This is a genomic window from Pseudomonas sp. R38(2017) (assembly GCF_002112395.1).
In the GTDB taxonomy this organism is placed as follows: Bacteria; Pseudomonadota; Gammaproteobacteria; order Pseudomonadales; family Pseudomonadaceae; genus Aquipseudomonas.
This window is the reverse complement of record NZ_NEHN01000003.1, coordinates 498,339-517,407: the sequence shown is the minus strand read 5'-3', so window position 1 is coordinate 517,407 and position 19,069 is coordinate 498,339. Positions and strand designations below refer to the sequence as shown.

Sequence of the window (19,069 nt, the reverse complement as noted above, 5' to 3'; positions counted from 1 at the left end):
TGGCGGTGAGGCCGGATGGATCAGTCCTTGGCTTTTGCCTCGGGATCCCGGCCGGTCGCTTCGATCAGGCAGCGATAGCTTTCTTCGCGCTTGCCACTGGCGGTGATTTTTTCAATCGACCAGCGACCGCGCATGAAGTCCGGCCAGGTGTCATCGAGCACCAACAAGCCCTCGGCGACCAGCAGCGGATCACCCGGGCAGGTGATCTTCAGCTTGTATTTCTCGCGCAGCATCTTGCGCACTTCGGCTTCGCCGATGGCTTTGGCTTCTTCCACACTGGCCTGTTTCTGACGAACGACCTTGTAGGGTGCCGAGCCGGTTTTCACCTCCACCTGTTTGCCGGCGTTGGCGTCCCAACAGCAGACTTTGCAACCCTGATTCTGGGTGCGGGCGGTCTCCTCCAGCGTGGCGCTGATGAAGGCGTGATCGCCCGGCCGATTGTTGTGGGTCACCGACAGCCTCACGTCCGGTATCACCTGACCCGACAGGTTTTTGAGCTGCGCCGGTTTCGCCAGTACGTAGAGGTCGTTGAACGGTTTGGCCACCGCGTCGTACTTCTTCGCCAGTCGCGTGATGAAGCCCATGTCGGTTTCATTCGACTGGTCGACATGGGCAATCCTGATCAGCGCCAGTTCGGGATCGACGCGCGGCGAGAAACCGTGCGGCTCGACCAGTTTGCGAAACAGCCCGCCAAGCGTCGTGGGGCCATGACTGGCCGTGCGCCGTTCCTTGAATCCGGTTTCGTCCTTGCCGCTGAAAGGCGCGGCTGTCGCGACCAGCGTCAGGCGCAGCGGGAACAGCGTCGGTGTCAATCGAGTCACCCGGAACTGGCCTTTTTCGACCAGCCCGGTCTCCAGATACCCCACCCGCAGGCCGATGATGCCGCCCAGGGTCGGCAAGCCTTCAAGGCCTTCCAGGTCGAGCACCAGCGTCAGTTGATCGGACTCCATCCCGGCGGCATCGATGTGCTCCCAACTGATCAGGCGCTGGTTCAGCAGGTCCTTGTTGGCGCCGTAGATTTCGATCGCCGGCGTAAATCCCTGTGCCATGCAGCCTCCTTAATCCCAGGCCAGAACCGGTTTGATCGCGGCGGGTCTGCTATCGAGTTCCGGGAGTGTCACCCAGACACCTGCCGGCAGAATCGGGCCGTACTCGGCCAGGGTCGGGTTGAGTGTCCACAGGGCTTCCTCGGCGCTGTCATCGCTGCGACCGGTTTCGCGGTACAGCAGCAGATTCACCGAATCACCGGCCACGCTTCGTACCTTACGCATTGTTGAACTCCGTCAATACGATCACCCACTTGACCACCATCGCGGTGCCGTCATCGATGACCTCGCTCTGGTTTTCGTCGATGCTGGTGATCCGCCACAAACCCCAGTTGCGGCCAATGCCGTCAATCAACGGCAGCGGCGCTCTCAACGCTTGCAGCGCCCGCAGCTCATCGAGCCGGTCCATCGCCACGGCATACATCGAGGTGCCGCCGATGGTCAGGGTTTCGGGCTTCTGCCCTATCTGATGGGCTTTGGGCTTGCTGTTGAGGATCTGCAGCTCGGTCCAGCCGCCATCGGACTTTCGCGCCAGCGTGCTGTACGCAAAATCCCGGGACAGGCCGAAGATGAAACTGCCCAGTGCCATTTGTTGTTTCATGTACCGGCTCCGTCAGTCAGGGCGGCGTCGCGGCGCGTCCCGAGTGGGTTACCCGTCAGCATCGGCATGAATTGGCCGTGGAACTGGCCGGACAGCTGTTGCTCGATAATCGATTGAATCTGTTGGGCAGTGTCGGGTGCAGGACAAGAGACCTGGATGGTCGGAGCGAAGGAAACCTGCTGGTTCTGCGTCTGTGCACCAGAGAGGTCTTTGGCGACTTCGGCGGGAGGGGCGAGTTTGTCCGGCGCGGTGGACATGAGTTTCTCACCTAAAAAGCCTCCTCCTTCAGCGCCCAGCCATCCCCCAACCAGTCCACCGATCAGACCGCCAAGTGCAATACCTGGCGCCAACCCTACACTTCCAATGGCGGCGCCGATCGAGCTACCGGCGACTGCGCCGGCCCAGGCACCACCGGCTTCACCGAGCCCCTTGCCGATCTGCTGTTTGTCACCGCTGGCAATACCTGCGGCGACAGCCGAAGCACCCATCACCGCCTTCGCCTGCCAAGGCATCCAGCGCGAGGCCGGCTGCACCGATGCGAGCGCAGGCTCCAGCCGCGGAGCGCCAACCCTTGCAGTCTGTTCGAGTATTTTCAGACCGTTGCCAGCGCTGGCACTGCGACTGGCCAGAGCCAGGCCCTGAGTTTCAGCCACGGCCGTCGCAGAGGTTGCTGCAGACAAGCCGAGCTTTGAACGACCGGGAAGGTAACTGGCAGCTTTATCAACGATCCATTTGCCTCCCCGGTCTTTCAGCTCACCGACCACCGCATCGGTCACGGCGTCGAACACCGGTTTGATCCAGGCCGTCGCCGTCAGAACGGCACCCGTGGTTTTCGGGTAGGTTTCGGCCAGATCGCTCATCGTGTCTATCGAATGGCTCTCACCGTTTTTTTCGATATCCGGCGCCAGTGCATTACCTTTAGCGACCGACAAACGTTCCTCACGAGCATTCTTGATGTTCCACTGCCCCTGCTGAGTTTCGGCAAGTGCCAGTGCGGACTGCCTCACCGAGCTTTTATCACCCAGCTTCGATGTCGCATATTGGCTTTTGTCGCTCACGAGGTAAAAGGCTTCATTCACCTTGCCCAGGTCCTGGGACAGCGACAACGCGGCCTCTCCACTATCCGCGAACAAGGTCCGGGCCAATGTCGAGCGCTGTTCCACCGGTCTGGCATTCAGCGCCGCAAACACCGATAGCACGGCGCCTTGGGCATTCTGCTTGTCAGGATCACGCATGGCTTCGGCCACTGCCTTGGGATCCAGACCCAACTGCTTCCAGGCACCTTTTTCGGCCATGGATGCTTGATCGCCCTTGCCCAGCGCACTGGAAATGTTCTTCAGCGCATTGCCGGCATCGTCTTTTTTCGCGCCGCTGTTGAGCAACGCTGCCGTCAACGCTGCAGCCTGTTCAGGTTGCAAGCCTGCGCTGATTGCCGCTTCGCCCGACTGCTGCAAGACAGTACCGATATCCGCTGTCTGCACATCTCCGGGCATTTTGCCGAGATGGTTGGCCGCATCCGCCAGATCAAGGGCTTGATCGCGCGAGAGCTTCATCGAGGTGCGCCAGACCTTCAACATTTCGCCGGCTTCCAGCCCCGAAACCTTGAATGCCGATGCAGTGATGGCCGCATCGCTGGCAAAGGTCAGCAACTCGTGCTTCCTGCCTTCCTCGTTTACCGCTTCGCTGCCGATTCCCGCCTTGGCTGCCAGGGTTTCAATCCTGACCAGATCGACCCCGGTCGTACCTCCGGCAGCCACCAGGGTGGCACTGGCCATTTTCAGGCTCGTGAGCGCCATGTCTTTCCCGCCATCGCGGGAAAGCTGCGCCACACTGACAAGAGTGGCCGCCGCCGAATCCATGGCCATCGCGGCCTTGCGCATCTCGGGAAGCTCAGCTCCCCCGGAGGATTTTTCCGGTGCTTTCTGTCCGCCGGACGACTCACTCCTGGCTCCGGCACTCACTGCCTGCGGCAACGCACGCAAGGCGGACAGTGTCACGCTCAATGCATCGATTGCCGTCGTCAGCAGCTCGATTCTACCGCTGGCCGTCAGCAGTGCCTGGCGCAGGCCGCCGGTCTGTTCCACGGCAAACTGCCCGGTTCCTGCGTTCAGCGCGGCAGTGCTCAGGGTGATACTGCCGAATCCTGCGCTTGTGCTGTCACCGGCATTCATGAGCGTATTTTTGCTCTCTGCCATGCCGCTCTACTCCTTTTTCACGCCAAGGCGAGTGATCGCTATGTCGTAGCGGCGCAACGCCTTTTCGGCGTCCCACTCCAGAATTTCCGCCTCACTTACCGGGTAAATGAGCGGCACGATATCGAGGATTACTTCGATGTCGCGTTCTGAAAGAAGGCCGCCGGCTGGTTTAAAAAATCGTCGATGCGCACCTGCAATTGCGTCCAGTCCGGGACGGTCATCAGGGCCAGATCGGGGATCATCAGGCCGGTGCAATGGGCGGTGATGAACTCGGCGCGTTCCTTGGCCGTTTTCAGTTTCTTCATCACTTTGGTGGCCCGCAGCGCCGGCATTTCCAGGCTCAGCGAGGTCACGGTGCGGCCGGTGACGGCGAGCGGTTGCAGCAGTTGCACCTGGTCGGGATCGTCGGACTTTTCCGCGTCTTCGACCTGGTCGAGAAAGTACGACGCCGGACGGGTCGACATCTCGTGCACGTACTGCGCGATGCTCACGTAGTCCGGGCGCTTGAGCTGGTCGAGTTCCTTGACCGACAACCCGGTGGCCAGCAGCGCCAGTTCGAAGAACTGATCGTCTTCGTCATCACCGGCGCGCTCCAGCGCTTCTTTCTGGGCGGCGTAGAACAGGGGCTTGAGCTGGATCGATTCGATCTGCGAGCCGTCGTCACCGGTGATCGGCGACAACAGGTCATGCTTGGGTGGCATCCACGACATGAATGAATTCCTTGGTGATTCTTGAGGGGTGTTGCAGTCCCTTGTGGAGGCGGCGCACCGCCGCTCCCACAGGGTTTTGTGATTGCCCTTAGCCGAGGCTTACGGCATCAGCACCGCACGACGGGCATCACCGAGGATGTCGACGCCGTTGAGTACGAACTTCTGGGTACGTACATCGATGTCGATCACCGGAATGCCGTTTTCCAGGCGGTTGTAGGTGCGGCAGGAGAACTCAAGAGTCGTCAGGGCTTTGCTACCCATTTTGATTGCTTCTTCACCCAGGGTTTTGAGCTTGCCGCCGATGGTGTGATAGGTGAACCAGGTGTTGCCGTCCTGATCCTGACCGGCTTCACGCACGTTCAGCAGAATGTCGTCGCCCAGTTTCACGCCCATCGCCAGCAACACTTCAGCACCGGTGCCTTGCAGCTTGAGTGTGGCATTCAGCGCCTTCGCACTCTTGGCCATTTCCTCAACGATGAAGCGCCCGCCCGTCATGCTTTCCATGTCGAAGTCGATCTTCGGCGGAGTGAATTCCTCCACGGTCGCCGACAGCGGCAGGCCTTGCAGGGTGGCCGCGATGGCCTGTCTTACGCGGTTGGTAAACATTAGAGAACGTCCTCCAGGAACTGCTCGATGATTTCATCGCGGGCGTTGAGTTGATAAACCATGTGTTCGTTCGGCGCGTAGCGGCCGTAGTCGATGACCACGTACCAGGTGCCGTTCTTGTACTTCTCGACGCTGTTGAGTTCCGGGTGCAGATAAACGCTGCCGCCAGGAATGGTTTCGTCGGCGACCAGAGTCTGCAGCCAGTCGTTGATGCGTTTGACTTCCTGATCCATGAACGACTTGGTCAGGTTCTTGGCCATGGCTTTCTGGCCGGCCTTCACCAGCTTGCGGCTAATGGCATCTTCCAGACCGACGTAGCTGATGAACTTGCCGGTGATCGAGCGGTTGCCCAGCAGCGAGAAGCCGCCCAGCACGGTGCGGGCGTAGTAGCTGACACCGTAGCGATTGAGCAGATCGCCTTCGGTGGAGGTGTCGAGGATGTTGTATTCAACGACCCGGGACACGTCTTCGGCGTAGGTCACCTGGTTGCCCGGGCTTTCCCATTGCTTGACCTTGGCCAGCGCGGCGATTGCCAGACTGGATGGCGCGAGGAAGACGTTTTTCTTCGCCGCTTTCGAGTACACGGCGGGCATGTTGTGCACCACCAGGCAACGGTCGAAACCCAGATCCGCACCGCCCAGTTCCTGGCTGTACAGCACCTGATCGGCGACCGAGGCGTCCTTGCCGTCCAGCACCACACGGGCCTTGATGCGCTTGCCGAACGAGGCGAACTCGCTGGCCACAGCCTTGGTGCCGGTGAAGCCCGGCGCGCCGATGATGGTCAGGTCTTCCGGAACGCTGCCCAGTGCAGCCAGACCAAGCTTGCGGCCGGTCACCGGCTCAACGCCGCCGATCACCGCGTTGACGGTGTCGGCCGGGGTCGCGCCCGCCTCGACGATCACCACGTACACCGGCACCTTGACCACTTTGAGGATCTGGTAAACCGCGTGGTACAGGGTGCCCTCTTCCGAGCCGGTCGGATCGAGCAGCGCGTGGGTGGTGAAGCTGTTGATGCGAAACGGTGCGTTACGCGGAATCAGCGGATCGGCTTTCGGCGCGGTGCCGACCAGACCGATGACGTTGTCACCCAGGCCACCCATGGCCTCGGGGGATTCGGTGGCATTGACGGTAATGCCGTTGTGCTCGAAGTTCAGAACCTCAGCCATAGTCAGTCAGCCTTCTTGGCAGTGGCCTTCACGGCCTTGGTGGTAGGTGTTTTCAACTCCAGTCGACCGGCGCTGTGCAGGGCACTGGCCTCGACATCGAGCAGATCGAGTTCCTGGCCGACGCTCGACCAGTGCCCACCGCCGGTGGGGAATGGAACGAGCACGGTGTAGGTTTGGCGGGTTGCCATTTTTCGTTTCTCCATAAACGGGAAAGCCCCTCGTTGGGAGGGGCTTGGCGGGTGTTGAGTTTTTTAGGGGGGAAAGAAAACGCCCCGGGGTGCGGGGCGCTCAATGGGTCTGCAACGCAATCCAGTCAGGTTGTTTGGGGCGAGCCTGTTCGTCGGGAAAACGCTCTGACTGCGGCCAGTCGCGCAGGCTCTTTAGATAAGCCAGCAGCGCTTGATACTGATCGACGGTCAATGTCGTCTGGCTGGACATTTCGAGTTCATCGCGATGACGCTCGCGCAGCCATTTGACGCTGTCGATTTCGCCGTCGCGCCAAAGGCGCTCGCGGTTGGCCTTCGCTTCGGCATCCATCTCCGGCCGTTTGAGCACAGGGTTTCCGTCGGCATCCGCAACGATCACCTGTGACTGCGCTTGGCCGGCGAGCAGTTGCGAACGCATCGGCGCAGTGATCTTCACTGCGTCCTGCGGAATGACACCGTGAACGGTGTCATCGTAGAAACCGCCAGTGGAGGCGGCATAAAAAAGTGACATAACCTGTTCTCCTGATTACCAGCCTATCGAAATCCACGGGCCATTCGGCTGGCCACTGCTGCCGAGAGCTGAAACCGCGAATTTCGTTGCGCCTCCATACATGACGCAGAGGGTAGACGTGATACTGACAGAGCCGATCGAGCTGCTGTTGCCGACCAATGTCATGACAGAAACGTTCGGGAACGCAATCGGATAGGTCACTGTCATTTGGGCACCGGCCGCAATGGCTCCCGTGGTTCCCCATTGAATGACCAAACCGCCCAGCCAGCTCGGCAATATCAGATATCCGTTTGCCGCCTTGAGCGCCGAGAATCCCCACCGCAGTTTCTTCGGCGTGACGATCGTTTGATCGTCGTTGCCAGCGTCTGTCTGGGCCTGAGTGGCGGTCTTCGCAGTGCCCTGATTGAGTTCGGTGGCTTGCTGCGCCAGAACGGCCAACGCGGCAACGTCGATGTTTCCCTGATTGACCTGGGCGCCCCAGGCTTTGATGCACCACATGACAGCGATGTTGCGCGGACGCGCCTCTGAACCGCCCGCCGAGGAAGTAGTGACATTGGAACTCTGAAAGTCACGCCCTGGGCCAGCCGCCAAATGACCATACGAGTAAATCGTACCAGCGGCTGTATGTGTATGTGCCTTGTTGTCATCAGCCTGCCAACTGCCAATGCCACGCCCGGCATCCACCCCTCGCCCATGATCCCAACCGCGCAAAAATTCCCCACGCGCTTCCGGCAAACGGAAGTTACCGACGCCCTCATCACCCTTGTTGAACTTGCCACCCAGATAGGCGCTCAAGTCCGGGTAAGTCGCGCTGCTCTTGACGCTGTTGTCCAGTTCCAGAAAACCCGGCGGTGGCGAGTCAACCGGGAACGCGACAATCGACCCCACCGGCAATGCCGAGGCCTTGGCAATCAGTGCTTCGACTTCTGCCTTGGTGTAGGAGTCCTTGATGCCGAAGCCGGCCAGCGTGTCGGGATTCGAGCCGGCCGTTGCGCGGCCATATTCGTCTACGCTCAGACTTTTGTAGGTACCGGCAGCAATCCCGGTGCGACCTGCCAGCATCTTGAAGGTCAGCGCGGTAGTGCCGAGAGTGATCGGCGCGTTGGTGGTCAGGTGCCACAGCGAATCACCGTTGAGCGTGCCCTCTTCCACCATCACCGTCAGGCCCGGTGTGACCTTGGCGCTGACGTTGGCATCGTTGGCCCGAACCCAGTCACCGTTGGCGACAATCCACAGACCGTTGTCCTTGGCCAGGGTCTGGTTCGGCAGCAACACGCGGTCACCGGCGATCACCGCCACATCGTCGATCTGCTGCGCACCGTTCAACACCACGTTGGCGGTGGCGGCGACGCGCACCGATTGTTTGCCATCGAGTTTGCCGAGTTCTTCGGCGAGGTAACTCATGACCCACGCACGAGTGGCCTTGACCACGGTGTCGTCGATCAGCAGCGTCACCAGCGAGGCATTGCTGGTTTCGAAAATCGAGCGGATGTAGAACTCTTTGCCCGAGCCGGATGTGGCCAGCACCGGTTTGAACGACTCCGGGTATTTGACGATGGCGTAAAGAATGCCGGTGTCGGTCCACAGCCCGGCTTCACGCACGTACCAGCCGCCGACGTCCGGCGGAATGGTGACTTCGGCGAGCAGCCAGCTCGGATTTTTCTCGTCCTGGAACAGCGCGTTGAGCGGTCCGCGCCAGACTTCGCGTTTCAGCGCAGTAGCTGTCGCGGCCGGGTTGTAGACCGCGCCGCCGCCATCGCCGACGGAAATCTGCGTCAGCTTGATCGGCACGCCCGCTGCCTTGCAGGCGGTTTCGTAGGCAATCCCTGCGTTGGTGAGCAGGGTGTAATAGTCAGCCATTCAGGCCCCCTGAGGATAAATAGTGGATGTTTCGACGGTGTAGAGACCGGCCGCCATGAAGGCTTCACCGGAGGTTTCGAGGGCTTCGAGGAACACCGGATAGACCGTGGTCAGCTCGCCGCAAAAGGTCGCGGCGCCGATCACATGAGAGCCGAAGGCGCTAAGGCCGACCGACACCGACAGCACGTCCCGTTCACTCTTGGCATCGGCCAGGCGTCGGTCGAGACGGGCGTCGATTTCTTCGCTGTAGGGTTGTTCGGTGAAGGCTCGCACGGAGAAGCTGTAAGGCGCGCCCGGCGGAGTCTGTTCATACCAGGCGCGGACTTCCGGCCTCAGTTGCAAGCCCTTGGCGGCGTTTTCCAGAGCCTTGCGAGTGCCGGCCTGGCGCGCGGTGGGCCAGGCCAGTTCGACGGTCAGGCGTTTTTCCGCTTCCGGCGCATCGGTGCTCCATTCGGCCACGCCACGATCCGCGGCCAGATACGGCAGAAACGCGACGGGAGTTGAAGCCGGATTCATCAGTTCGGGAAACGGCGGCGCAATGCGGTCAAGCAAGGTGCCGAAGCCGATATCGAGTGCCCGTTCCAGCGCCGAGCTGTTGGCCGGCAGCAGGGTCGGACGAGGCGTCTGGTCCGTCATAGCGTCTGCACCTCGACTTCGACCGCCGTGCAGTACGGCGCTTGAAACGCGGTGCACACGATGGGTGTCAGCGGTTCAAGAATCTGCAATTGCACGGCACCGGCGCTGTGCAGCGTGTAGTCGATCCAGCTCGGATCGACCCGGCCTTCCAGACGATGGCAACTGTCGGCGTAGGCTTGCAGATGTTGCTCGGCGGCGACTTTGGTCAGGCCCGAATCCGGGCCGGAATTGATCTTCGCCACCACGCGGATCTTGTAGCGCTGAATCTCGGCGCCCCTGACCGTAACCTTGTCGGTTTCCGGGCAGACATCGGGCCGCGCAAAGTGTTGGCGCACGCCGTCGAGCAGTGTGGCGGACGGTGTGCCGTCGGCGTCGCGGGACAGCACAGTCACCTGCACTTCACCGGGGGCCGTGCGACGACCATTGCCATCCTTGACCTGCGCGGCGAGGCCGTCCGGGGCGAAGGTGTAGGTGACGTTCACCACACCGGCATCGGTGGATTCGACTTTCACCGCCGGCCGTTCGCCGAGGGTGAACACCTCGCGGCGGTATTGCATCCGCGAACCCGCCGCCGGCGCATGGGGCGCCAGGTAGTAGCGCAACCGGGCGTCATCGTCGCTTTCGTAAATCGCTGGCACCGGCGGGAATGCCGCCGGGTCGCCCGGGTCGAGCAGCTGTCGCTCCAGGCCCATGTCCGCCAGCCGCGCATCGAGGTTGCTGCCGGTCGCCCACCACGCCAGCATCTGCTTGATGCGGGCGTTGTATTTGCGTTCGTGGGTTTGCAAGCGAACGCAGAAAGCTTCCAGCGCCATGGTCAGCAGTTCGCTTTCGTTTTCCAGGCTGGTCTTGAGTTTTGCCGCGCTGTCCGGCGAACGGCTGCCGACGTACTCGAGGACGAAGGTCTTGAACTCGGCGAGCAGATCCTCGAAGGCCTCGACCTTGATCAGTGAAGGTTCGGCCAACTGGTTCTGGCCAGGGATCAACATGCTCATGTCACGACCTCGAAAGTCTGTTGGCGGTTTTTCCAGGTGCCGGCAAACCGCAGCAACAACCCGGCGCCCTGACGGCTGGCGACGATCACTTGCGGCTGGAAGTCGCCGATACCGTTCTGTGTGTTGTAGAACGCTTGCGCGGCGTGGCTTTGCGCCAGAAGCAGAACGTCGTCACCGAGGTTCTGTCCCAGCAACGTGGGGATCAGCGACCCGTACAAGGGCCGCTTCTGCCGTGTGCCCAACGGCGTGGTCAGGGCCCGGGTCGCGCGCTGCACGAATTGCAGCCAGTCGTCGACCGTGGCCCCGGTGTCTCTATCGATTCCGATCATGGGAGGCTCTTGATTCAGGGGCTGATGACGCGACCCTGGTGATCCACCAGCGGGCCGCTGAAGTGAACGCCCGAGGCGTCGATCGTCAGGCCGACGGCGCCCAGTTGCAGGTTGATCGCTTGCGGCGTCATCGCCAGCCGCGCAGGGCCGATGCTCAGTTCAAGCGCTTCGCGAGAGCCGCTGAAAGCTGCAGGACCGTTTTGCCAGTGCAGCGTGTGAGAGGCATCGTCGTAGCCACTTTCGCTGCCATCGACATGCACCCGCCGCGTCAACGTGGGGATGGTGGCGGCGGGTGGAAAGCGGTCACTGTTCAGACCGAACAACGCCACGCTTTGCGCACCGCTTTCGCCACTGCCGTAGTTGAACAGCAGACACTGTTCGCCCACGCTCGGAATCCGCGACTCGCTTTGCGCACCGGCACTCGGGTTGAAGAACTTGATGGCCGGGGTGAGCAGTCCACCGTGGCTGACCTTGCAGGTGTTGCTCGCCGCATCGACTTCCTGACAGATGCCAATGCGGCAATAGCTTTCAGCGCGTCGGTGCAGGTCTTCGATCTCCGCTTCCATTTCCGCCAGGCGCTCGATGATCGGACCCAGTTGCATTCGCAGTAATGCGTCGAACATCGGTCAGGCCTCCAGCGAGGTGTATTGGTCGGGGTCGTCGATATCGCTGACTTCCCAGGTGCGGGCGAATTTCGGTGTGCCGAGCGGGTCGTCGAGCAAGGTCGGACCCAGGTAGAGGGTCTGGTTGAATGTCAGGGTCCACGCCTTGTTGGGCTGATCGGCGCGAATCGCCAGCGACGGCAAGCCATCGATGTTCATCGGCAGATCGCATTGATCGCCTGGCAGGCCCCAGCGGTTGTCGGTGATCAGGTTTTTCAGGGCGGCGATCAGATCACACGCGGCAAACGCGGTGGCGGAAATGGCCGGAATAACCTGAAGGGACAGCGTCAATGCGTGGGCAATGCGCCCATTGGCGGCGCGCTCTCCCGGTGCATTTCGTTCGATGTCGATCAACACCCAGGCCTTGTCGCCGGGGGTCGTGAAGTCGTCGTGATTGCCGACTTGTACGTTCAGGTCGGCGTTATTGCGCAAGGCTGCCGCCATTGCCGTGAACAGCTGCGACGGCTGCAAAATCGGTGTGGGCATACATGACCTCCTTTTCGAATGTCCACGCGCAGTCCCGCCGCACGTGTGCAGCGAGACAGGAAAGTGAAAGGGTTATTGCGGGTCGCGTGGGGTAACGTCGCTGACGCCGATGCGCTTGGCGGCCCAGCGTTCGTACAGACCGATGGCCACGTCGGCGCCGGCCATTGCGGTAAGGCAGCCGAAGGCGCCGGCGGCCCAGATCGACATGCCGGCGGCGTACAGCAGCATGATCGCCGAAACGCCGCAGATCATGCAGGCGCCGGAGCGCAGGGCCAGGCGCCGCAGCAACGGCCAGCCGCGGGCGCCGTCCTTGTCGGCGCGCCACATTTCGCCGGACACCCCGCCTGCAACGGCAAGGAGGATGACCAGCCAGATTGGCATGTCTGCCAATGCTTGTTGCTCGGTTGTCATGTCACGCCTCCTGGTGTGATGGATGAATGGTGTGTGTTGGGTTCAAACGATTTCTCTTGAGGTAGGCATTCCAAAAATCCCGGCACGAGGTCGGGATTTTCAGCAATGCGCTCCTGACGATTCGAAGCGTTGGTTACGGAAGGTCTGGCCAGACAATGGTGGTGGGAAAGGCTGGCTGCTTGTTCACCTGGGTGAAGGCAACGCAGTACTGCTTGAAAGCCACCAGATAAGCCTGCTCTGCCGTTGTCGCCAGGCCCAGATCGACTTTGTTTTGTAGCCCCGCGGACACCACACGAGTGATTAGGTTGTCGAACCGACGCGTTTTTTCGTTACGCAGTTGTTCACCCAATACCGACTGGCTCCAAGGGAACTCAGGAGCGAAAGACCAAACGCCGTCGGTGTTGACCGCGTTGTGGCCGTAGTCAACCTGGCCAACTGCGGTGGCGGTGATGTCAACCCACACTTGCTCGATGGGAAACTCTTCGCTGATCGGATTAACCGTTTCGAAAATGTTGTCGACTTTGCCATTCACTACACGTGCATATTTTTTCAAATTCATTGCTCACTTCCTTATTCGCTCACCGGTATCCCGGCATACGTTGAATTGCCTGCATCGGGCAGGCATTCCAAAAAGCCCGGCAACTCGCCGGGCTTTTCAGTAATGCACTCCTTTGCCTTCCTTCAATCCTGTGTACGTGAAGGAAGCTGACTTTTCGGCGCTACTGGCGCGGTACGAGTCCATTCAAATTGTTTTTCCGACCGCGGTCCCTGCCCGCCGGATAACTGCTTCTGGTGCTTTACGCTGCACACCCGGGTCAGTTGCCAACCCTCTGAACCGTTGAGGCCGGTTCATCGCTGCCTGTTCTTGTGGAACTAAAGAGCTGTTGTTGCCAGCCGCTTTGTCGAGCGGCTTGGTGGTAAGAATATGCATGGATGCATATACAGTCAATGCATAAATGCATTTATTTATGCGCAGGAATTGCGCAGATGCATGGAAGCCCCGCCAAACAAGGGTTGCCCGGTTTTCTACAGGCGAAAAAAAACCCGCTGTGGGCAGGTTTTATCTGAGAGAGGGAGCGTTATCGGGCGTACATGCCCCACCAGAAGACGTGACCAAGGATGACAATCTGCTCCTCCTGGATTTCCTGAAAGCTGTAGTCCTCGTCCGGATGCTCATCGCGATTGAAGCTGCGCAGGCGGATACCGGTAGGCAGGCGATAGAGCTGCTTCACCCGCAATTGGCCATTGTGGTTGATCGCATATAGGTCGCCATCGACGATGTCGCCAATCCCGCACTTGCCCGCATTGACGCCGACAGTGGCGCCGTCGCGCAGCACCGGCAACATGCTGTTGCCCCGTACGGTCACGCATTTGGCCTGGTCGAACTGCACGCCGTTATGGCGCAGGCTGCGCTTGCCGAAGCGCAGGCTAGAGCGTTCGCTCTCTTCGATGACGAATCTTCCTGATCCAGCAGCCAATTCAACCTCGCGAAGAAAGGGCACCGACACCTCGTCGTCATCGACGGGCGTGTCATCGTCCCACAGGCTTATGTCCTTGAGTTCGGAATGCAACTCCTCGCGCCCGCCGCCGGCGACCGGCGCAACATCCGCGCGCCCGCGCAACTGATCGGTGCTCACGGCGAAGTACTCGGCAATCTTCGAGATGTGTTTATCCGAAGGATCGACGATCTTCCCGCTGAGAATCCGCGAGAGAGTGGATTGAGGCACGCCGGTGCGACGGTGGAGCTCCGTGGGGGAGATCCCGTGCTGATCGAGCAGTGCTCTTAAGACGGAGGATACGTTGCGTTTTTGCATAACGCGCATAGTGCTTGAAGTTTTTCGCGAAGACAAATGCTGATTTGCATAAATCGTGCATAGTCGACCTTTTTTGCGCCAGATAGATGTCACCCGGCCGCGATGCCTGCGTCCGACAGACCGCCCATGGTAACCTTGCGCCCATCGCGGAAAAGCCCGGCGACTGCCTCGCTTTTGCCCCACACCTTCCAACGAGTTACCTGACAATCCGATGAATAAAGCCGTCTCCGACCTGTCCTCCCACACCCCGATGATGCAGCAGTACTGGCGCCTGAAGAATCAGCACCCGGACCAGCTGATGTTCTACCGCATGGGCGACTTCTACGAGATCTTCTACGAAGACGCGAAGAAAGCGGCCAAATTGCTGGACATCACCCTGACCGCCCGCGGACAGTCGGCGGGGCAGGCGATTCCGATGTGCGGGATTCCTTACCACGCGGCGGAAGGCTACCTGGCGAAACTGGTCAAGCTTGGCGAGTCGGTGGTGATCTGCGAGCAGGTCGGCGACCCGGCCACCAGCAAAGGACCGGTGGAACGTCAGGTGGTGCGGATCATCACCCCGGGCACGGTCAGCGATGAAGCGCTGCTCGATGAGCGCCGCGACAACCTGATCGCGGCGGTGCTGGGTGACGAGCGTCTGTTCGGTCTGGCGGTGCTGGACATCACCAGCGGCAACTTCACGGTGCTTGAGATCAAGGGCTGGGAAAACCTGCTGGCGGAGCTGGAGCGAGTCAACCCGGTCGAGCTGTTGATCCCGGATGACTGGCCGAAGGATCTGCCGGCGGAAAAACGTCGTGGCGTTCGTCGCCGTGCGCCGTGGGATTTCGAGCGTGATTCGGCGCTTAAGAGTCTCTGCCAGCAATTCTCCACCCAAGATTTGAAAGGCTTTGGTTGCGAAACCCTGACCCTGGCCATCGGTGCCGCCGGTTGCCTGCTGGCGTATGCCAAGGAAACCCAACGCACCGCCCTGCCCCATCTGCGCAGCCTGCGCCATGAGCGGCTGGACGACACCGTGGTGCTGGACGGCGCCAGCCGTCGTAACCTCGAACTCGATACCAACCTGGCCGGTGGCCGCGACAACACCCTGCAATCGGTGGTCGACCGTTGCCAGACCGCCATGGGCAGCCGTTTGCTCACCCGCTGGCTCAATCGCCCGCTGCGCGACCTGACCGTGTTGCTGGCTCGCCAGAGCTCGATCACTTGCCTGCTCGACCGCTACCGCTTTGAAAACCTGCAACCGCAGCTCAAGGAAATCGGCGACATTGAGCGGATTCTGGCGCGGATCGGCCTGCGCAATGCCCGCCCTCGTGACCTCGCCCGTCTGCGTGACGCGCTCGGCGCACTGCCTGAACTGCAAGCGGCGATGACCGATCTTGAGGCGCCGCACCTGCAACGTCTGGCGACCACCACCAGCACTTACCCGGAACTGGCGGCGCTGCTGGAAAAAGCCATTATCGACAACCCGCCAGCCGTGATCCGTGACGGCGGCGTGCTGAAAACCGGTTACGACAGCGAGCTCGACGAACTGCAATCGCTGAGCGAAAACGCCGGTCAGTTCCTGATCGATCTGGAAGCCCGGGAAAAGGCCCGCACCGGCCTGGCCAACCTGAAAGTCGGCTACAACCGTATCCACGGCTACTTCATCGAGCTGCCGAGCAAGCAGGCGGAATCGGCACCGGCAGACTACATTCGCCGTCAGACCCTCAAGGGCGCCGAGCGCTTCATCACGCCAGAGCTGAAAGAGTTCGAAGACAAGGCACTGTCGGCCAAGAGCCGTGCCCTGGCTCGCGAGAAGATGCTTTACGAAGCGCTGCTGGAAGATCTGATCAGTCAGTTGCCGCCGCTGCAGGACACTGCTGGTGCACTGGCTGAACTGGATGTGCTGAGCAACCTTGCCGAGCGTGCATTGAATCTGGATCTGAACTGCCCGACTTTCGTCAGCGAACCGTGCATGCGCATCACCCGGGGCCGTCACCCGGTAGTCGAGCAGGTGCTGACCACGCCATTCGTGGCCAACGACCTGAGCCTGGACGACAACACGCGGATGCTGGTGATCACGGGCCCGAACATGGGCGGTAAATCCACCTATATGCGCCAGACTGCACTGATTGTGTTGCTGGCGCATATCGGCAGCTTCGTGCCGGCGGCCAGCTGCGAACTGTCGCTGGTAGACCGAATCTTCACCCGGATCGGGTCCAGCGACGACCTGGCCGGCGGGCGCTCGACCTTCATGGTGGAAATGAGCGAAACCGCCAATATCCTGCACAACGCCACCGAGCGCAGTCTGGTGCTGATGGACGAGGTCGGCCGCGGCACCAGCACCTTTGACGGTTTGTCCCTGGCCTGGGCGGCGGCTGAGCGACTGGCACATTTGCGTGCCTATACTTTATTTGCAACGCACTATTTCGAACTGACCGTGTTGCCGGAAGCCGAGCCTCTGGTAGCCAACGTGCATCTCAACGCTACCGAGCACAACGAACGCATCGTGTTCCTGCACCATGTGTTGCCGGGGCCGGCCAGTCAGAGCTATGGCCTGGCGGTAGCACAACTGGCCGGTGTACCGAGCGAAGTGATCGTGCGCGCACGCGAGCATTTGAGTCGCCTGGAGGACACCGCACTGCCCCATGAGGCGCCAAAGCCTGCCGCCAAAGGCAAACCGGCTACGCCGCAGCAAAGCGACATGTTTGCCAGCCTGCCGCACCCGGTACTGGACGAACTGGCCAAACTGGATCTCGATGAAGTGACGCCGCGCCGGGCGCTCGAAATGTTATATGCACTTAAGAACCGGATCTAAGCACCGAAGAACCGGATATAACGCAAACGGCTTCAAGCTGTTAGAATCTCGCGCGGTTCGGGATGCTGCTGGCTAATAGCCTGGCTGGCAGACATCGCTCCCGAACCTGGCGACCCCAACCGTGAAGGGGCAACGCTGCCGCCGCCTGAGGAGAAAATTAGAAATGACCTTCGTCGTCACCGACAACTGCATCAAGTGCAAGTACACCGACTGCGTAGAAGTCTGTCCGGTGGACTGCTTTTACGAAGGCCCGAACTTCCTGGTGATTCACCCGGATGAGTGCATCGACTGCGCCCTGTGCGAACCGGAATGCCCGGCCGTCGCCATTTTCTCCGAGGACGAAGTTCCGGAAGAAATGCAGGAGTTCATTCAACTGAACGTGGAACTGGCCGAGATCTGGCCAAACATCACCGAGAAGAAAGAATCGCTGCCGGACGCCGAAGAGTGGGATGGCGTCAAAGGCAAGATCAAAGACCTCGAACGCTGATCTGTCCCGCGTTTGAAGAAAAGGCCCCCTGCGGGCCTTTTTGTTTTTTCGAGTTCTGCTTTTCTTCGGGCAAAAAAAAAGGGGCGGTTTGACCCGCCCACATTTTTTCCCTATTCCCTGTGTTCCTTTTCATCGTCCTGATGAATCGCGTCCTGCGATGTCCATTCCCCTCTTCCATGAAGGGCGTGTCTGTCCGTCGACACAACCCAGATACTAAAGAGTTCCTTGTTTCGGGCAACCGCTCCGTTCCGGTAAAACTTCGTGTCATAAGCATTTAATATTTATAAATATTCATATAAATCAATATCTTATAAGAGGCCCTACAACCCAATGGATGTCTTCCGCAGTGTAAAAATAACGAACACTTACGAAAGAGTAAGCTAGGGCTTACACCGCGAAACTACAAACCCCGGAAACGACGACCGGTCGTCAGGTTCCAGACCGCTCGCCGAGCCAGACAACAAAAAGCCCCGAACCAGTCGGGGCTTTTTTCGGGCAGTCATGCAGGACGCTTACTGAAACAGCGATTCGCTCGACAAGCCGTTTTTCTCGAGGATCTCACGCAGGCGCTTGAGGCCTTCCACCTGGATCTGTCTCACCCGTTCCCGGGTCAGGCCGATCTCCAGGCCTACATCTTCCAGCGTGCTGCTCTCGTGACCGCGCAGGCCGAAGCGGCGGACCACCACCTCGCGTTGCTTGTCGGTCAGCTCCGAGAGCCATTGATCGATGCTCTGCGACAGATCGTCGTCCTGCAGCAGTTCGCATGGATCGGTCGGACGGTCATCCGTGAGGGTGTCCAGCAGGGTTTTATCCGAATCCGGACCCAGCGAGACGTCGACCGAAGAAACCCGCTCGTTCAGGCCCAGCATGCGCTTAACCTCGCCCACCGGTTTTTCCAGCAGGTTGGCGATTTCTTCGGGTGAAGGTTCGTGATCGAGCTTTTGCGTAAGCTCCCGTGCAGCCCGCAGGTACACGTTGAGCTCCTTGACCACATGGATCGGCAGCCGGATGGTCCGGGTCTGATTCATGATCGCGCGTTCGATGGTCTGACGAATCCACCAGGTCGCGTAGGTCGAGAAGCGGAAGCCGCGCTCGGGATCGAACTTTTCCACCGCGCGGATCAGTCCGAGGTTGCCCTCTTCGATCAGATCCAGCAGCGACAGCCCCCGATTGACGTAACGCCGGGCGATTTTGACCACCAGCCGCAGGTTACTTTCAATCATGCGCTTGCGCCCGGCAGGGTCGCCACTTTGCGACAAGCGCGCAAAATGAACTTCTTCTTCCGGGGAGAGCAGTGGGGAAAAGCCGATTTCGTTGAGGTACAGCTGCGTGGCATCGAGTGCCCGAGTGTAATCGATGTACTTGTGTTGTTTAAGTGAAGCGGAGTGTTTGGATTTGGCACGAACGGAAGGTGGAGCAGCCCCTTCATCATTCGACATCGAATCCGAATCGATGCCGGTCTCCATCAGGAGAACCTCATCGTCGATGTCAAACTCCGGCACTTCTTTACTGAGAGCCATTGTTATAGTCCTTTGGTGAGTTCGACCCCAAGCTCAA

21 protein-coding genes are annotated in these 19,069 nt (G+C 60.2%); 2 read left to right on the top strand and 19 right to left on the bottom strand.

Translation table 11 applies throughout. From position 1 onward, the window contains the following. Nucleotides 1-20 precede the first annotated feature (20 nt). The 18 genes from CAF87_RS09170 to CAF87_RS09085 form a co-directional block, all read right to left on the bottom strand. Nucleotides 21-1,049 carry a phage tail protein gene (locus tag CAF87_RS09170; protein ID WP_085729843.1) on the bottom strand — a complete coding sequence of 343 codons (1,029 nt, stop codon included), beginning with the start codon at nucleotides 1,047-1,049 and terminating at the stop codon, nucleotides 21-23. Between the two features lie 9 nt (nucleotides 1,050-1,058). Continuing rightward, entirely contained in the window at nucleotides 1,059-1,271 is a 213-nt protein-coding gene (locus tag CAF87_RS09165) for a tail protein X (RefSeq protein ID WP_085729842.1), read from the bottom strand. Beyond that, the gene (locus CAF87_RS09160) at nucleotides 1,264-1,647 is read right to left on the bottom strand and encodes a phage tail protein (RefSeq protein ID WP_085729841.1); all 384 of its coding nucleotides are present in this window, start codon (nucleotides 1,645-1,647) and stop codon (nucleotides 1,264-1,266) included. The genes CAF87_RS09165 and CAF87_RS09160 overlap by 8 nt, the downstream gene beginning before the upstream one ends. Further along, nucleotides 1,644-3,842, bottom strand: coding sequence for a phage tail tape measure protein (locus CAF87_RS09155; protein WP_085729840.1), 2,199 nt, complete (start codon nucleotides 3,840-3,842; stop codon nucleotides 1,644-1,646). The genes CAF87_RS09160 and CAF87_RS09155 overlap by 4 nt, the downstream gene beginning before the upstream one ends. A 128-nt stretch (nucleotides 3,843-3,970) precedes the next feature. Then, entirely contained in the window at nucleotides 3,971-4,552 is a 582-nt protein-coding gene (locus CAF87_RS09150) for a phage tail assembly protein (protein WP_085729839.1), read from the bottom strand. 99 nt (nucleotides 4,553-4,651) lie between these two features. Further along, nucleotides 4,652-5,158, bottom strand: a complete 507-nt coding sequence (locus tag CAF87_RS09145) for a phage major tail tube protein (RefSeq protein ID WP_085729838.1) — start codon at nucleotides 5,156-5,158, stop codon at nucleotides 4,652-4,654. After that, a complete protein-coding gene (locus CAF87_RS09140) occupies nucleotides 5,158-6,324 on the bottom strand; it encodes a phage tail protein (RefSeq protein ID WP_085729837.1) in 1,167 nt (388 codons plus the stop codon). The genes CAF87_RS09145 and CAF87_RS09140 overlap by 1 nt, the downstream gene beginning before the upstream one ends. A gap of 2 nt (nucleotides 6,325-6,326) precedes the next feature. Next, nucleotides 6,327-6,512 (bottom strand): hypothetical protein, encoded by a 186-nt coding sequence (locus tag CAF87_RS09135; protein WP_085729836.1) that lies wholly within the window; start codon nucleotides 6,510-6,512, stop codon nucleotides 6,327-6,329. 100 nt (nucleotides 6,513-6,612) lie between these two features. Then, complete coding sequence (locus tag CAF87_RS09130; protein ID WP_085729835.1) at nucleotides 6,613-7,041, bottom strand: phage tail assembly chaperone; 429 nt, start codon at nucleotides 7,039-7,041, stop codon at nucleotides 6,613-6,615. A gap of 15 nt (nucleotides 7,042-7,056) precedes the next feature. Beyond that, nucleotides 7,057-8,901, bottom strand: coding sequence for a phage tail protein (locus tag CAF87_RS09125; RefSeq protein ID WP_085729834.1), 1,845 nt, complete (start codon nucleotides 8,899-8,901; stop codon nucleotides 7,057-7,059). Then, nucleotides 8,902-9,537, bottom strand: coding sequence for a phage tail protein I (locus CAF87_RS09120; RefSeq protein WP_085729833.1), 636 nt, complete (start codon nucleotides 9,535-9,537; stop codon nucleotides 8,902-8,904). Further along, nucleotides 9,534-10,529, bottom strand: coding sequence for a baseplate J/gp47 family protein (locus tag CAF87_RS09115; protein ID WP_085729832.1), 996 nt, complete (start codon nucleotides 10,527-10,529; stop codon nucleotides 9,534-9,536). Before CAF87_RS09115 ends, CAF87_RS09120 begins: the two co-directional genes overlap by 4 nt. Beyond that, nucleotides 10,526-10,858: a phage baseplate protein gene (locus tag CAF87_RS09110; RefSeq protein ID WP_085729831.1), complete on the bottom strand. Its 333-nt coding sequence runs from the start codon at nucleotides 10,856-10,858 to the stop codon at nucleotides 10,526-10,528. Before CAF87_RS09110 ends, CAF87_RS09115 begins: the two co-directional genes overlap by 4 nt. 14 nt (nucleotides 10,859-10,872) lie before the next feature. Beyond that, nucleotides 10,873-11,481: a phage baseplate assembly protein V gene (locus CAF87_RS09105; protein WP_085729830.1), complete on the bottom strand. Its 609-nt coding sequence runs from the start codon at nucleotides 11,479-11,481 to the stop codon at nucleotides 10,873-10,875. Between the two features lie 3 nt (nucleotides 11,482-11,484). Beyond that, a complete protein-coding gene (locus CAF87_RS09100) occupies nucleotides 11,485-12,006 on the bottom strand; it encodes a hypothetical protein (RefSeq protein WP_085729829.1) in 522 nt (173 codons plus the stop codon). A 72-nt stretch (nucleotides 12,007-12,078) separates the two neighbouring features. Further along, complete coding sequence (locus tag CAF87_RS09095) at nucleotides 12,079-12,417, bottom strand: phage holin family protein (protein ID WP_085729828.1); 339 nt, start codon at nucleotides 12,415-12,417, stop codon at nucleotides 12,079-12,081. Nucleotides 12,418-12,550: 133 nt separating this feature from the next. Continuing rightward, on the bottom strand, nucleotides 12,551-12,976 hold the full coding sequence (locus CAF87_RS09090) for a tail fiber assembly protein (protein ID WP_256575877.1): 426 nt from the start codon (nucleotides 12,974-12,976) through the stop codon (nucleotides 12,551-12,553). A gap of 520 nt (nucleotides 12,977-13,496) precedes the next feature. Then, nucleotides 13,497-14,231: an XRE family transcriptional regulator gene (locus tag CAF87_RS09085; RefSeq protein WP_085729827.1), complete on the bottom strand. Its 735-nt coding sequence runs from the start codon at nucleotides 14,229-14,231 to the stop codon at nucleotides 13,497-13,499. Nucleotides 14,232-14,442: 211 nt separating this feature from the next. On the opposite strand from CAF87_RS09085, the gene mutS reads away from it, so the two are divergent. Beyond that, the gene (gene mutS, locus CAF87_RS09080; protein WP_085729826.1) at nucleotides 14,443-17,025 is read left to right on the top strand and encodes a DNA mismatch repair protein MutS; all 2,583 of its coding nucleotides are present in this window, start codon (nucleotides 14,443-14,445) and stop codon (nucleotides 17,023-17,025) included. A gap of 163 nt (nucleotides 17,026-17,188) precedes the next feature. Continuing rightward, the gene (fdxA, locus tag CAF87_RS09075; RefSeq protein WP_007908827.1) at nucleotides 17,189-17,512 is read left to right on the top strand and encodes a ferredoxin FdxA; all 324 of its coding nucleotides are present in this window, start codon (nucleotides 17,189-17,191) and stop codon (nucleotides 17,510-17,512) included. Nucleotides 17,513-18,024: 512 nt separating this feature from the next. Here the strand turns inward: fdxA and rpoS are convergent. Further along, entirely contained in the window at nucleotides 18,025-19,032 is a 1,008-nt protein-coding gene (gene rpoS, locus CAF87_RS09065; protein ID WP_007954831.1) for an RNA polymerase sigma factor RpoS, read from the bottom strand. Nucleotides 19,033-19,069 lie beyond the last annotated feature (37 nt).